This is a genomic window from Gemmobacter fulvus, assembly GCF_018798885.1.
Classification (GTDB): Bacteria; Pseudomonadota; Alphaproteobacteria; order Rhodobacterales; family Rhodobacteraceae; genus Gemmobacter; species Gemmobacter fulvus.
On the sequence record NZ_CP076361.1, the window covers coordinates 2,683,179 to 2,697,338 of the forward strand.

General features: G+C 66.8%; 11 protein-coding genes. 2 read left to right on the forward strand and 9 right to left on the reverse strand.

Features of this window, described 5'->3' with window-relative positions; translation table 11 throughout:
* Positions 1-97: 97 nt before the first annotated feature.
* A complete protein-coding gene (gene glpK, locus KM031_RS13035) occupies positions 98-1,582 on the forward strand; it encodes a glycerol kinase GlpK (protein WP_215506074.1) in 1,485 nt (494 codons plus the stop codon).
* Complete coding sequence (locus KM031_RS13040; protein WP_215506075.1) at positions 1,579-2,718, forward strand: iron-containing alcohol dehydrogenase; 1,140 nt, start codon at positions 1,579-1,581, stop codon at positions 2,716-2,718. The genes glpK and KM031_RS13040 overlap by 4 nt, the downstream gene beginning before the upstream one ends.
* Here KM031_RS13040 and KM031_RS13045 read toward each other — a convergent pair.
* The 9 genes from KM031_RS13045 to KM031_RS13085 form a co-directional block, all read right to left on the reverse strand.
* On the reverse strand, positions 2,693-3,382 hold the full coding sequence (locus KM031_RS13045) for an HAD family hydrolase (protein WP_215506076.1): 690 nt from the start codon (positions 3,380-3,382) through the stop codon (positions 2,693-2,695). The genes KM031_RS13040 and KM031_RS13045 overlap by 26 nt on opposite strands.
* A gap of 48 nt (positions 3,383-3,430) precedes the next feature.
* Positions 3,431-5,818 carry an aldehyde dehydrogenase family protein gene (locus KM031_RS13050; protein ID WP_215506077.1) on the reverse strand — a complete coding sequence of 796 codons (2,388 nt, stop codon included), beginning with the start codon at positions 5,816-5,818 and terminating at the stop codon, positions 3,431-3,433.
* 10 nt (positions 5,819-5,828) lie between these two features.
* Positions 5,829-6,782: a deoxyribose-phosphate aldolase gene (deoC, locus tag KM031_RS13055; protein WP_215506078.1), complete on the reverse strand. Its 954-nt coding sequence runs from the start codon at positions 6,780-6,782 to the stop codon at positions 5,829-5,831.
* A 35-nt stretch (positions 6,783-6,817) separates the two neighbouring features.
* The gene (locus tag KM031_RS13060; protein ID WP_215506079.1) at positions 6,818-7,819 is read right to left on the reverse strand and encodes an ABC transporter permease; all 1,002 of its coding nucleotides are present in this window, start codon (positions 7,817-7,819) and stop codon (positions 6,818-6,820) included.
* Positions 7,812-9,305: a sugar ABC transporter ATP-binding protein gene (locus tag KM031_RS13065; RefSeq protein WP_215506080.1), complete on the reverse strand. Its 1,494-nt coding sequence runs from the start codon at positions 9,303-9,305 to the stop codon at positions 7,812-7,814. The genes KM031_RS13060 and KM031_RS13065 overlap by 8 nt, the downstream gene beginning before the upstream one ends.
* Positions 9,302-10,288, reverse strand: a complete 987-nt coding sequence (locus tag KM031_RS13070) for a sugar-binding transcriptional regulator (RefSeq protein WP_215506081.1) — start codon at positions 10,286-10,288, stop codon at positions 9,302-9,304. Before KM031_RS13070 ends, KM031_RS13065 begins: the two co-directional genes overlap by 4 nt.
* Positions 10,285-11,802, reverse strand: coding sequence for an FGGY-family carbohydrate kinase (locus KM031_RS13075; protein ID WP_215506082.1), 1,518 nt, complete (start codon positions 11,800-11,802; stop codon positions 10,285-10,287). The genes KM031_RS13070 and KM031_RS13075 overlap by 4 nt, the downstream gene beginning before the upstream one ends.
* A 70-nt stretch (positions 11,803-11,872) precedes the next feature.
* Positions 11,873-12,895 (reverse strand): galactitol-1-phosphate 5-dehydrogenase, encoded by a 1,023-nt coding sequence (locus KM031_RS13080; RefSeq protein ID WP_215506083.1) that lies wholly within the window; start codon positions 12,893-12,895, stop codon positions 11,873-11,875.
* A gap of 97 nt (positions 12,896-12,992) precedes the next feature.
* Positions 12,993-13,979: a substrate-binding domain-containing protein gene (locus tag KM031_RS13085; RefSeq protein WP_215506084.1), complete on the reverse strand. Its 987-nt coding sequence runs from the start codon at positions 13,977-13,979 to the stop codon at positions 12,993-12,995.
* Positions 13,980-14,160 lie beyond the last annotated feature (181 nt).

Consider the following 14,160-nt stretch of genomic DNA (forward strand, 5'->3'; position numbering starts at 1 on the left):
CCCCTTCAGCCTGATCCGAATACCTGTCGCCCCCGCCGGGGCAGGGCCACGCCATGGGCGGGTATTTCGATCAGGGTGAAGCAGAGCCGGATAGCACATGACCCATATTCTTGCCATTGATCAGGGAACCACCTCGTCGCGGGCCATTCTGTTTGATGGCTCGTTGCGCGTGGTGGCCTCGGCACAAGAGGAATTCGCGCAGCATTACCCCGCGCCGGGCTGGGTGGAGCATGACCCGTCGGATCTGTGGTCAACCGTGGCAGGCACCGCGCGGGCCGCGATTGAAAAGGCCGGGATCGGCGCGGATGACATTGCCGCCATCGGCATCACCAACCAGCGCGAGACGACGCTGATCTGGGACAGGGACACCGGCCAGCCGATCCATAACGCGATTGTCTGGCAGGATCGCCGCACCGCCGACACCTGCGACGCGCTGCGCGATGCCGGGCACGAGCCGATGATCACGGCGCGCACCGGGTTGCTGCTCGACCCGTATTTTTCGGGCACCAAGGTCAAATGGCTGCTCGACCATGTGCCGGGCGCGCGCGAACGGGCGGCGCAGGGCGGGCTCGCCTTCGGCACCGTCGATTGTTTCCTGATCTGGAAGCTGACGGGGGGCCGCGTGCATGCCACCGATGCCACCAATGCCGCCCGCACCATGCTTTATAACATCGCCGATGGCTGCTGGGATGCCGACCTCTGCGCGCTGCTCGATGTGCCGATGGCGATCCTGCCAGATGTGCGCGATTGCGCCGCCGATTTCGGCGTGACCCGCGCCGATCTGTTCGGGCGCGAAATTCCGATCTGTGGCGTCGCGGGCGATCAGCAGGCAGCGACGGTGGGGCAGGCCTGCTTTCAGCCCGGCATGATGAAATCCACCTATGGCACCGGCTGTTTTGCGCTTTTGAACACCGGCACAGACAGGGTGCCGTCGAAAAACCGGTTGCTGACAACCATCGCCTATCAATTGAACGGCAAACCGACCTATGCGCTGGAAGGCTCGATCTTCATTGCCGGGGCAGTGGTGCAATGGCTGCGCGATGGGTTGAAGATCATCCGCGAGGCGCGCGAGACGCAGCCCTTGGCCGAACAGGCCGATCCGGCGCAAGAGGTGGTGCTGGTGCCCGCTTTTACCGGCCTTGGTGCCCCCTATTGGCGGCCCGAGTGCCGGGGAGCGATTTACGGGCTGACGCGCAATTCCGGCCCGGCCGAGCTGGCCCGCGCGGCGCTGGAAAGTGTGGGCTATCAGACCCGCGACCTGCTGGAGGCGATGCGCGCGGATTGGGGCGCGCAGGCGGATGGCGTGTTGCGGGTGGATGGCGGCATGGCGGCCTCGGATTGGGCGATGCAGTTTCTGGCCGATATTCTGGGCGCGCCGGTGGATCGCCCGGTGGTGACGGAGACCACCGCCCTTGGTGCGGCCTATCTGGCGGGTTTGCAGGCCGGGATCTACCCCGCCCCCGAAGATTTCGCCAAAGGCTGGGCCTTGGAGCGGCGCTTTGCCCCGGCTATGGATGTGGCGGTGCGGGATGGCAAATATGCCCGCTGGGGGCGGGCCGTCGCGGCCACGATGAATGTATGAACAGTTTTTCCATCGCGGTGCCGGGCCGCATCCTGTTCGGGCGGGGCGAGGCGGCCAAGGCCCCCGGCCTGATCGCGGCCTTCGGCGCGCGGGGGATCGTGGTGCATGGCGCCGATGCGGCGCGGGCCGGGTGGCTGATGCAGGGGCTGCGCGCCGCCGGATGTGAGGCTTTGGGCATTGCCTGCGCGGGCGAGCCGGTGCTTGCAGTGCTGGAACAGGCGGTGGCACAGGCGCGGGCGCATCGCCCCGACTGGATCGTGGCTCTGGGGGGCGGGGCGGCCCTTGATCTGGGCAAGGCGATTGCCGCCCTTGTGCCCGCACCCGGCGAGGCGATGGATTATCTGGAGGTGGTGGGGCGTGGCCTGCCGCTGGAGGCCGCGCCCTTGCCCTTCATCGCGCTGCCCAGCACGGCGGGGACCGGGGCCGAAGTCACCAAGAATGCGGTGATCGGCGTGCCCGCACAGGGGCGCAAGGTGTCGCTGCGTGATGACCGGATGCTGGCGCGGCTTGCCATCGTCGATCCGGCGCTGACCGATGATTGCCCGCGCGCGGTGACGCTGGCCTCGGGGCTGGATGCCATCACGCAGGTGATCGAGCCCTATATTTCCTGCAAGGCAACCCCCTATACCGATGCGATCACCCGTCCGGTCATCGGCCCCGGCCTTGCCGCGCTGGTGGCGCTGATGGCGGGCGAGGACGCGCAGGCGCGCGATACGCTGGCCTGGACCTCGGTCTGTGGCGGCATGGCGCTGGCCAATGCCGGTCTCGGGGCTGTGCATGGGCTGGCCGGGGTGATCGGCGGCCAGACAGGGGCGTCGCATGGCGCGATCTGTGGTGTCTTGCTGGGGCCGGTGCTGGCGATGAACCGCGCCCGGACCGATGGCCCGGCCCGCGCGCGGATAGACGAGGTCTGCGCGCTGATTTCCGGGGTTCTGGGCGGCGCGGCGGCGGATGCGCCGCAGGTGCTGGCCGATTGGGCGCGGGCTGCGGGCCTGCCGGGGCTGGCGGCGCAGGGGCTTGCCCCGGCGGATCATGCGCAGGTGGCCGAAGCCTCGGCGGCTTCGTCGTCGATGAAGGGCAACCCGCTGCCGCTGTCGCCCGCCGATCTGGTTACGGTGCTGCAAGCCGCGCGCTGAGCAACGCCCGCAGCGCCGCGTGATCCGGGGCCACCGCCTCGGCCCCTGCCGCAGATAGCAGGGCGGCATGGTCTGTCGCCTTGCCGATCAGGTGGCAACCGCCGGTAAAGGCGATGGCGGGCATCCCGGCAGCGCGGGCCGCCTGCACCCCTGCGGGCGCATCCTCGATCACCACACAGTCGCCCGGCGGCACACCCATCTTCGCGGCGGCATAGAGGAACAGGTCGGGCGCGGGTTTGCCCTGCGCCACCATATCGGCGCTGAACACATTCTGCGCAAAGCGGGCGGCAAGGCCGGTGCAGCGCAGCGCCACCTCCAGCCGTGCCACAGCACCCCCTGAGGCGATGCAGATCGCCACACCGGCCTGCGCCAGCGCGTCCAGCGTGGCCTCGGCCCCCGGCACCGGGTGCAGCTCGGTGGGATAACGGCGGAACAGCCGGGCGTGCCAGGCATCGGGAAAATCGGCACCGCAGGGCTGGCCGGTGCGGTCGCGGATATAGGCCATGTGGCGCGCGGTCGAGGCGCCCAGAAACAGGCCATGCGCCTCGTCCACGCTGACCGGGGCCCCGCGGGCCGTGATCTCGGCGGCGAGCTCCTCCAGCGCGATGCCCTCACTATCGGCCAGAACGCCGTCGAAATCGAAGATGGCCAAAGACAGGGGCATTTGCAGCCTTTCCTGCGCGCCCCCGGTCCCCGGGGGCGCGGCTGGGGATCATTCGCCGTAGGGCAGCCAGATCGTTTTCACCTGAGTGGCGCGGCGCAGATAGTCTGCCCCTTGCCCCTGCGCCGGGTCGCGCCAGTCGCGCAGGCGGCCGCCGTCGGTCCAGACCGGCTTGAGGTTGCCTGCCGAGGCCGTCTCGACCATCGCCACGCCCTCTGCGCTGCCGCAATACCACAGCGCGGCCACGTCATCATGCTCGGCCAGAGTGCGCGCCAGCACATCACGCTCGCCGGTCAGCAGGTTGACCACGCCGCCCGGCATGTCCGAGGTTTCCAGCACCTGATACAGCCGCGCCGCGATCAGCGGGTGGCTTTGGCTTGCCACCACCACCGCGCGGTTGCCCATGGCAATGGCGGGCAGCAGCAAGGACAGCAGCGACAGCAGCGGCGCTTCATCCGGGCAGACAAGACCCATCACGCCAAAGGGCTCGTTCATTGCCAGCGTGACATGCCGGGATTTGGTGGCATGGACCGCGCCGTCGAACTTGTCGGCCTGCGCCGCATACCAGAAGGCGCGGCGGATGCTCAGTTCCACCTCCTCTGCGGCAGCCTTGGCGCTGGTGCCGGTGCTGTCGATCAGCAGGGCTTCAAACTCGGCCCGGCGCTGATCGAGATTTTCGGCAAAGAAATACAGCACCTGCGCGCGGTTATGCGCCGTGACGCCGCCCCAGCCGCCCGCCTTGTGCGCCGCCTCGACCGCATTGCGCACATCCTTGCGATTGGCCAGCGCGGCTTGGCCAATGGCGACGCCGCCCTTGCCCAGCACGGTATAGCTTTGCCCGCCATCGGCCCGCGCCTGCTTGCCGCCGATATAAAGCTTGGCCGTCACGTCAATGTCGGCGCGGTCGGATTTGCCGGTGAAGGGGGAAACCTCGATGGCCAGCGCCGGGGCAGGGCGGGCTTTGCCGCCTTTTTCCCATGCGGGCGACAGGTATTCCGCCATGCCCTCGCGCCCGCCTTCACGGCCAAAGCCGCTTTCGCGATAGCCGCCAAAGGCCGCCCCGGCATCGAAGATATTGGTGGCATTGATCCAGACCACCCCGGCCTTGACCTTGGCCGCCACCTCGATCGCGCGGTTGATGTTTTCCGACCAGACCGACGCGGCAAGGCCATAGCGGCTGTCATTGGCCAGCGTCACCGCCTCGTCGGCGGTGCGGAAGGTCAGGGTGGTGGCCACCGGGCCGAAGATTTCCACCTGCGACACGGTGGAGGCGGGGGCCGTGCCGGTAAAGAACCCCGGCGCGCAGAAATTGCCGGTCTTGGGCAGCGCCCCCGGCGCGCGGTGCAGCGTGGCGCCTTCCGCCTCGCCCTGCGCCAGCAGGCCGGTGATGCGCGTCAGTTGCTTGCGCGACACGATGGCGCCCACATCCATCGTCTTGTCCAGCGGATCGCCGGTGCGCAGCACCTGCATCCGGGCGGTCAGCTTGGCAAAGAAGCGCGGCGCCACGCCTTCCTGCACCAGAATACGCGACCCGGCACAGCAGACCTCGCCCTGATTGAACCAGATCGCATCGACGACGCCTTCGACGGCGGCATCCAGATCGGCATCCTCGAACACGATGAACGGGGATTTGCCGCCCAGTTCCAGCGACAGTTTCTTGCCCGATCCGGCAATCTGGCGGCGGATGACGCGGCCCACTTCGGTCGAGCCGGTGAAGGCGACCTTATCGACATCAGGGTGGCCCGCAATCGCGGCCCCGGTCTCGCCATCGCCATTGACGATGTTCAAGACCCCGGCAGGCAGGCCCACTTCGGCGCAGATCTGCGCAAAGGCCCAGGCGCTGAGCGGGGTCAGATCGGCCGGTTTCAGCACCACGGTATTGCCCGCCGCCAGTGCAGGCGCGACTTTCCAGGCGAGCATCAAGAGCGGGAAGTTCCACGGGATCACCTGCCCGCAGACGCCGACCGGGGTGTGGTTCGGAAATTCGCTGTCCAGCACCTCGGCCCAGCCGGCATGGTGATAGAAGTGGCGCGCCACCAGCGGCACGTCGATGTCGCGCGTCTCGCGGATGGTCTTGCCATTGTCCATCGTCTCCAGCACCGACAGGAAGCGTTCGCGCTTCTGGATGTGGCGGGCAATGGCATAGAGGTATTTTGCACGCGCATGGCCGGGCAGGGCCGACCATTTCGGATAGGCGGCACGGGCGGCGCGCACGGCGGCCTCCACATCCTCGGCGCTGCCCTTGGCCACCTGCGCCAGCGGCACATCGGTGGCCGGATTCAGCACCTCGATCAGCGGCGCGCGGGCGTCGGTGAATTTGCCGTTGATGAAATGGCCGATCCCGTCGCCCAGGCCCGCAAGCCAGGCTTTGACCTCGGCATTGCCTTCCGGGGCGGGGCCGTATTCCATGGTGTTCATGATGTCCTTGATCGTGGGCATGTGCAGATCCTCAGGCCAGCGCGTGGCGGTTGGCGGCCGAGTAGCGGCCCGTGACGTGGTGTTCCAACTGGCGTTCGATATCGCCCAGCATGGACGAGGCACCGATGCGGAACAGATCGGGCTGCATCCAGCGCAGGCCCAGTTCCTCTTTCATCAGGATCAGCCAGGTCATGGCGTCCTTCGCGGTTTTCAGCCCGCCTGCCGGTTTGAAGCCGACAATCTGGCCGGTCAGATCGCGGAAATCGCGCAGGGCCCGCAGCATGGTCAGAGACACCGGCAGGGTGGCGTTCACATCCTCTTTCCCGGTCGAGGTCTTGATGAAATCCGAACCGGCCTGCATCGCAATCATCGAGGCCTTGTAGACATTGGACAGGGTTTTCAGATCGCCGGTGGCGAGGATCGCCTTCATATGCGCCTCGCCACAGGCGGCGCGCATGGCGGCAATCTCGTCATAAAGCGCGGACCAGTTGCCGGTCAGAACGTGCTCGCGGGTGATCACGATGTCGATCTCGCGCGCGCCCTGTTCCACGGCATAGCTGATCTCGGCCAGCCGCAGCGGCAGCGGCGTCAGCCCGGCGGGAAAGCCGGTGGCGACCGAGGCGACCGGGATCCCCGAGCCTTCCAGCGCCTTCACTGCATGGGGCACCATGGTCGGATAGACGCAGACGGCGCCAACGGTGATGCCCTCGACCCCCAGCGCCGCCAGCAGATCGTCGCGCACCGGGTTGCGGGCTTTTGCGCAGAGGCGCTGCACCCGGCCGGGCGTGTCGTCGCCCGCAAGGGTAGTCAGGTCGATGCAGGTGATGGCCTTCAGCAGCCAGGCTGCCTGCCACTCTTTCTTGACGGTGCGGCGGCTGCCAAGGCTGGCGGCACGGCGTTCCGTGGCGGACAGGTTGACCGCGATATGGTCAAACCATGCGGGTGTGAAGGGGGTGCCTGTCGGGCGGGGAAAGTGGTCTGTCATGTCATGTTCCGATCTGAGGTCGGGAGAGGGGCGGCTCAGCCGCGCCCCCGGCGAATGTCGATAAAGCGGTTCAGCAGGATGGCTGCGATGATGATAACCCCGGTAACGGTCATCTGATAGAACGACCCAAGGCCAAGCAAGTTGAAGATATTGCGCAGCACTTGCAGCAGCATCACGGCAAAGAAGGTGCCCAGAACGCCGCCCCGCCCGCCAAACAGCGAGGTGCCGCCCAGCACGACAGCGGCGATGGCGTCCAGTTCCAGCCCCTGTGCGGCGGTCGGCTGGCCGATCCGCAGGCGCGAGGTCAGCAGGATGCCGCCAAGCGCGCTCATCACACCAGAGGCGGCAAAGACGAGGATCAGCACCCCGCGTGTCGGCAGGCCCGACAGGCGGGCCGCCTCGGGGTTGCCGCCGGTGGCATAGACGGTTTCGCCAAACACGGTCAGCCGCAGCAGCCCACCCGCCAGCACGCAGAGCAGAATGAAGATCAGGCCCATGGAGCTGACCGAAAAGCCGGGGGCGAGCGGCACCATGGTGGACGAGATCGCGGCAAAGCCCGCAGGCAGGCCCGAGACCGGCACACCGTCGGTCATCAGATAGGTCAGCCCCCGGAAGGACACGAGACCCGCCAGTGTCACGATGAAACTGGGCACCTGCGCCAAGGCGGTGATCGCCCCCATCGCCGCACCACAAAGGGCACCGGCCCCGATGGTCAGCGCCAGCGCCGCCCAGATCGGTGTCCCGCCTGCCAGCAGCACGGCAATCAACATGCCACACAGCGCACAGACGCTGCCCACCGACAGGTCGATATTGCCGGTCAGGATGACGAAGGTCATGCCCACTGCCACCACGCCGGTCACGGCGGCCTGCTGGAACAGGTTGGCGATATTGGTGCCGGTCAGGAAATTCTCGGACAGCAGGGCCGCGCAGACCACCACGATCAGGAAGATCACGATGAAATTGTATTCAATCGCCAGATCCACCAGACGGCGTGCAGGCGAGGGGGCGGGGGTGGCCCCGGTGATGGTGTCAGTCATGGTGGTGTTCCCCAAGGATCTGCCGCTTCAGGATCGTGTCCTGATCGGTGCTGGCGGGATTGAATTGTGCAATGTTGCGGCCTTCGTGAAAGACCCAGATCGTGTCGCAGGCGGCATACAGCTCTTCCAGCTCTGACGAGGCGACGATCACCGCCGCGCCCTGTTTGGCCAGACCATCGACCAGCGCATAAAGATCGGCCTTGGCCCCGATGTCCAGCCCGCGCGAGGGCTCGTCCAGCAACAGCAGCTCGGACCCTTTGATGATCCATTTCGCCAGCACGACCTTTTGCTGATTGCCGCCCGAAAGCTGTACGACCTTCTGGTCGGGGTTGCCATATTTGGTGGACAGCTGTTTCAGCACCGGCACCGTGCGGGCCTTCTGTGCGCGATGCCGGGCCAGAATCTGCCCCTGCATCGCGGGAAGGGTGGCGTTCTTGTAGATCGGCGCGTCGAGGATCAGGCCTTCGGTCTTGCGGTTTTCCGGCACAAGGCCAAGCCCCGCGCGGATCGCATCCTTGGGACGGCGCGGCGCATAGGGCGCGCCTTTCAGCACCATCTGCGCCTCATGCGGCAGCGCCCCGAACAGCGCCTTCAGGAACGAGGTCCGCCCCGATCCGTTCAGCCCGGTCAGGCCGCAGATCTCGCCCCGTCGCAGGGTGAAATCTCGGATATCAAGGCCCTGCGGACCGGTCAGCCGATCCACCTGCAGCATCACCTCGCCCGTCACCGGCGGACGGTCGCGCCGCTCTACCAAGGTGCGTTCGCGGCCCAGAATGGCCTCGACCAAAGCGGAATCGGGCGTGCCCGCCACATCGAAGGTTTCAATCGTGCGGCCCGCGCGCAGCACCGTCACCCGGTCGCCGATCTCGCGCAGCTCGCCCAGCCGGTGGCTGACATAGACGATGGCCACGCCCTGCGCCGTCAGCTCGCGGATCACCCGGAACACCGCCTTCAGCTCGGTTTCGTTCAGCGCCGCCGAAGGTTCATCCATGATGATCACCTTCGCCGCGCGGGTCAGCGACCGGGCAATGGCGGTCAGTTGCTGATTGGCAACCGACAGGCTTTCCACCCGCGCATCCGGGCCGAACTGCGCCCCCACCCGTGCCAGCGCCTCTGCGGCCCGCGCGCGGCGGTGGCCTTTGTCCAGAAAGCCCAGACGGGCGGGCGGATGGCCCAGAAACAGGTTTTCCGCCACCGTCAGCTGCGGCACCAGATCAAGCTCCTGATAGATCATCGAAATGCCCGCCGCTGCCGCCTCTGAAGGTTTGCGAAAGCTGACCGGCTGGCCGTCGACGCGGATTTCCCCGGCTGATGGCATCATCGCCCCCGCCACCAGCTTCAGGAAGGTCGATTTTCCGGCCCCGTTCGCGCCCAGCAGGCAATGCACCTCGCCGCGCCGCACCGACAGGCCGGCATCTTCCAGCGCCACGATATTGGGCGGGAATCGCTTGGCCAGATGGCGGATGGTCAGCACATCCTCGGTCATTCCGTTTCCTCCAGAATATTGCGGGCGGTCGCCTCGTCGGTGACCAGCACCGAGACATAGCCCGCGCGCAGGGCGGCGGCGGCGATCTGGTGTTTCTCCTCTCCCGCCACCACGCCAATGGCGCGGTCCTTGCGGCGCAGCGCTTCCAGACGCAGCCCGACGGTGCGGGCGTCCAGCGCCGGATCGACGATCCGCCCCTGATGATCGACAAACCGCCCCAGAATATCGCCCACCGATCCCAGCGCCTTCAGCCGGTCAATATCCGCCTGCGTCAGATAGCCCGAGGACATCAGCACCGATTGATGCGACACGCCGCCCATGCCGTAGCAGATCACCGGCGCGGCTTCGGCCAGCGCTAGCACCCGTTCGATGATCGGATCTTCTTCCAGCGCGTCGCGGGTGCTGCTTTTGCCGACGATGGCGGGCACCGGCAGCAGGGTGGCAGTGCCGCCCGCCGATTGCGCGAATTCTTCCGCCACCGCCGAAGTGCGGGTGGAGGTCTGTTGCAAGGTGGTGGAGCCGTTCACCAGCACCACATGCGCGCCGGGGTTCCAGCCCGAGGGCAGGGCGCGGGCGACAGCCGACATGGTGCGCCCCCAGCTGACCCCCAGCAAGTCGGGCTTGGGGTTGAGATTGGCCAGATAGGTGGCCGCGGCCTGCGCCACGCTGTCGATCAGCAGGGCCGGATCGGTGATTTCGCCCATCGGCACCACCACGGCATCGCGCAGCTTGAACGCCTGTTGCAGCGCCACTTCAAGGCTGGTCTTGCGATTGGCGCGGGGGGTGATCTCGATCCGCACGATGCCTTCGGCCTTGGCCTCGGTCAGCAATTTGCCGACCTGCCAGCGGGTCAGGCCCAGTTCGGTCGCGATGTCGGACTGGGTGCGCTCCAGATCGTAATAGAGCTTGGCCACCTGCACCATCAGGTGATCGCGCTGTTCGTCCAGCGGCAGGCGCGAGGAATAGGGGTTGCGCTCGCTCATGCGGCACCACCCGTCTGGCGGCGGGCCAGATCATGCAGCACCGGCGTCAGGCTGGCTGTGGCCTCGCGGTAAAGCGGCAGGCTGCGGGCGAACCAGGCGGCACGCTCGGGGTCGGGGTGCAGGGCGCGGGTGGGGGCGGCGCAGGTGCGGGCCGCCTCGGCCAGACCGGGATAGACCCCAAGGGCCGCTGCCGCCGCAACCGAGGCACCCACCAGCGACAGGTTGTCTTCGCGTGCGACCTGCACAGGGCGGCCCATCGCATCGACCGTGGCTTGCAGCCAAGCGGCGTTCTTGACGATCCCGCCCGCCATCACGATCCGGTCGATCTGCACACCGCGTTCGGCCAGCACCGCCAGCACATTGGCCGATCCCAGCGCCACGCCATCCACCGCCGATGCGTAAAGATCGGCGCGGCCATGGCCCAGCGTCAGCCCGAGCATTGCCCCGCGCAGCGCCGCATCGCGGTAGGGGGTGCGGTTGCCCATCCAGTAATCCAGCGTCAGCAGCCCTTCGGCACGGCCCGGCGTGGCCGCGACCTCGGCAATCAACGCGGCATGGCCCGGTGCGTCCAGCCCGAAGATCGTGCCTGCCAGCCAGTTCAGCACCGATCCCGCCGAAACCTGCCCACATTCGACCAGCCAATGCCCGTCGGTCAGCGCATTGGGATAGGGGCCCCAGAAGCCCGACACATCGCCTTCGGCCCCCAGCTGCGTCAGTTGCACGACCGAGGTGCCGCCAATGAACAGCATGCCGCCCGGCTGCACGATATCGGCCCCCAACATGCCGATATGCGCATCAATGCCGCCCTGTGCCACCAGCGGGCGGTTACTCAGCCCAAGGTCGGCGGCCATGGCGGCGCGCATCGGGCCGATCACACCGCCCACCGGGATGATCCGGCCCGGCAGCCGCCCGGCCAGATCGCCGATCCCCAGCGCGTCATAGACCTCGGGCACAAAGCGGCCCCCGGCGCTGTCGTAATTCCATTTGCAGGCGGCATTCATGCGCGACCCGACCCAGTCGCCGGTCAGATCGTGGTTCACATAATCCAGCGCCTCGCAGATCACCTCGGCCCTGGCCCAGACCTCGGGTTGATGGCGCTTCAGCCACATCGCCTTGGGCACCAGCCATTCGACCGCATCCGACCCGCCGCAATGGCGCATCACCGGATGATCGAGCCGCGCAGTTTCGCGGCTTTCGGCCTCTGCCCGGCAATCCATCCACAACAGGGCAGGGCGCAGCGGCGTGCCGTCGCGGGTGCAGATCGCAACGGTGGAGGCAGTGGTGGCGGCGCAGACTGCATCCACCGCCGTCATGCCCGCCTGCGCGAGCGCGGCCCGCCCGGCCAGACGCAGCGCCGCGCGCCAGTCGGCAGGGTTCTGTTCGGCCCAGCCCGCGCGGGGATAGGTGGTGGCATAGGGCGCTTCGGCCATGGCCAGCATGGCGCGGCGGTCCGTATCATAGACCCCCGCCCGCACGCCGCCCGTGCCGAAATCAAAACTCAAGACATGCGCCATGCCTGCCACTCCTCCGCGTTTCCTGTCCGGCTGGCCACTCCCCCGGCCTGCCTCTGTTCCCTATACCCGCTCAGGGGCGGAACATGATCTTGGAAAAGAACAGGGTCCGGTCGGTTTTGAGGGTTTCAAACATGCCGGGCAGCGCCTCCAGCCCCAGCTCGTGGCTGATCATGAATTCCCATTTCAGCGCGCCCGAGGCCAGCTTGTCCAGTGTCACCGTCCATTGCGGGCCGGGATAGGGCGCGCCGAAAGAGTTCCACGACCCGTGCAACGAGACTTCCTGCCGCAGGAAATGCTGGAACGCCTTGTTCGTCAGCGGCACATCGTCCACCGGAATGCCGATGAACACCACATGCCCGCCGGGGGCGGCTAGCGTGACGGCGGCATTGATCGACGAGGGATGCCCCGCCGCCTCGACGATCAGATCGGCCAGCAGGCCCTTGGGCAGCTCGTCCCCGGCCAGAAAGCACTGCGTTGCCCCGGCTGCGCGGGCCTGTTCCAGCTTGGCTTCGGAGACGTCAATCGCCACCACCTCGGATGCGCCCATCAGCAGCATCCACTGGATCGCGAACAGGCCGATCGGGCCGCAGCCGATCACCGCGCCGCGCGCGCCCATGCGCACGCCGCCCGCCTTCCAGATCGCATGCAGCGCGATGGAGGCCGGATCCACCATGGCCGCCGCGCGCGGATCGGTGCCTGCCGGGGCCACCAGCAGGTTTGCCACCGGCACCACCACCCATTCCGCATAGGCCCCGTCGCGGCGCGAGCCGAAATAGTCATAGTCGCGGCAGCGCGAAAAATCGCCCGTCGCGCATTGATCGCAGGTGCCGCAGGGCAGCATCGGCGGCACGGTGCAGAGATCGCCCAGAGCAAAGCCGTCGACCCCCGCGCCCAGTTCCTCGATATGGCCGGAAAACTCGTGGCCGCAGATGATCGGCATCTTGTGCGCGCCCTTGATCAGCATCCGCGGCAGATCCGAGCCGCAGACGCCAACCGCCGCCACGCGCAGCAGCACTTCGCCCGGACCGGGCACGGGTTTTGCAACCTCTTCCAGCCGGATATCGCCGGGGGTGTAAAGAACGGCAGCGCGCATCATCACTTCCTTATGCACATGAGAGGGTTGGGCCACCGGGCGGGAGCGGGCCCGGTGGCCGGTGCCGCGCAGGATGGCCCCATCCCGCGCGGTCAGATCATTTTGCCAGAACGTCGGGGCGGTATTCGGCAAAGAGGCCGGTGCGCGGGAAGTCGGCCACATTGTCGGGCGTGACCGCCTTCGACCCGGCATCGACAAAGGCCGGAACCTCTTTGCCTGCCGCCACTTCGCGGGCGACCTGAATGGTCACATCCCCCAGATATTTCGGATCGTTCAGTGCCGTGGCCACATAATTGCCGCCTGCCGCCATCGATTCCAGCGCCTCGGACAGCCCGTCCACACCCGAGATCAGCACATCGGTGCGGCCATTCTCGGACAGAACCTGCGCCGCGCCCAAGGCCATGTCGTCATTATGGGCATAGACGACTTTGACATCGGTATGCGCCTGCAACAGATCCTGCATCGCGGTCACGGCATTGGCGCGGATATATTCGGCATAGGGGCCTTCGACGATCGTATGGCCCGAACCTTCGATGGCGGCGTGAAAGCCGTCGCGGCGGTCCATCATCACGGCGCCACCGGCGTCGCCCTGAATCTCGATGATCTTGGCCCCGGTGATGCCATCGGCGGCAAGGCGCGCCACCACGGCTTCGCCCACCAGCTGACCCATGGCCTTGTTGTCGCGGCCGATATGCGCCTTGACGCCACCGCCATTGACCGAACGGTCCACCGTCAGCACCGGAATACCCGCAGCGGCGGCGGCTTCGAGCGAGGGCACAACGGCGTCGGGGTTGACCGGGTTGATGATGATGGCATTCACGCCCTGGGTGATCAGATCCTGAATGTCATCATTCTGCTTGGACACGTCACCATTGGCGTCGAGGAAGATCAGCGTATCACCCCCCGCAGCGGCGGCGGCTTCGGCCCCGTCTTTCAGCTGCACATAGAACGGCGATTGCAGGGTGACCTGGCTGAACCCGATCTTCAGCCCTTCGGCAAAGGCCGGGGCGGCGAAGGTGGCCCCCAGCGCCAAGACGGATGCGGCACTGGCGAGGCGGGTGAGTGCGTGGCGACGTGTGATCATTTTTGCTCCTCCCTGAAGCAGTCCTGAAAGTCGGTTGGCCGCGTGAGCGGAATTCTACAGATGTGATATTTTTTCACATCTGATGTTGTAAGCGCACTGAAATGGCTTGCTCTTGTCAATATCGAATTGCTTTTTGGCCGGTATTATTTTCCAAAATCCTTTGATTCCAATTGGATGTCGG